The sequence below is a fragment of the Ruegeria sp. BI11 genome (assembly GCF_056538005.1).
Genome location: NZ_JBQFSM010000070.1, coordinates 1 through 644, shown reverse-complemented (window position 1 = coordinate 644; position 644 = coordinate 1). Strand labels below are relative to the sequence as shown.

The window sequence follows — 644 nt, the reverse complement described above, 5'->3', positions numbered from 1 at the left end:
TCCCCGCCGCTATCGCCTTTGCACTCTCTCCTACCGCTATGCCAGAGCCGACGCGTTCAAGCTGTGGGAAGGTTATGCTGCCGAACTATCGGCCTGATTGTGCAAGCTCACGCATATTACAATCCACGTCAGATAACTCGGCAAAGCCGGCCCTCATCCTAATCTGGTCCCTCAACCTCGCGCTCACCTGGGTCGCCGGGCTCTTCGCCATGGGCGTCGGCGGGCTGAAGGAAACCTGCGGGATCACCGAAGCTTGCCTGTGCCATCTCGTCGGGGCCGGGCTAGCTCTGCTCTGCACCCTGCTGATCATCTCCATCTTCCTCGATCTCGCCTGGGACATCCGCGCGACGGGCAGCGTTCCGGCTGCTGCATTGTCCATTTTGCTTACCGACATCATCGCCTGCCTTCTGATCCTGATGCTGCCCCGCAGTATCGCGCGGCTCGCAGAAGGATGACCCGCATGAATGAAACAGTCACAAGAAAACCAGCCAGACCTGGCTCCCGCCCGTTCCGGTTCCCGAACCAGATGATTTTCCCACTCCGCTCTTTTTTCGGTAATTGGAGATGCAGGTCTGGAAGGTTCTCACTGGTTGACCCCCTCGTGGTGAACGACATCTCCGGACCCGTGATGCCGGAACAGGGAG

1 protein-coding gene is annotated in these 644 nt (G+C 59.3%); it reads left to right on the top strand.

Translation table 11 applies throughout. From position 1 onward, the window contains the following. Positions 1-455: hypothetical protein (locus ACR0DT_RS25125; protein WP_480713355.1), on the top strand; the 455-nt coding region annotated here is incomplete at its 5' end. Positions 456-644 lie beyond the last annotated feature (189 nt).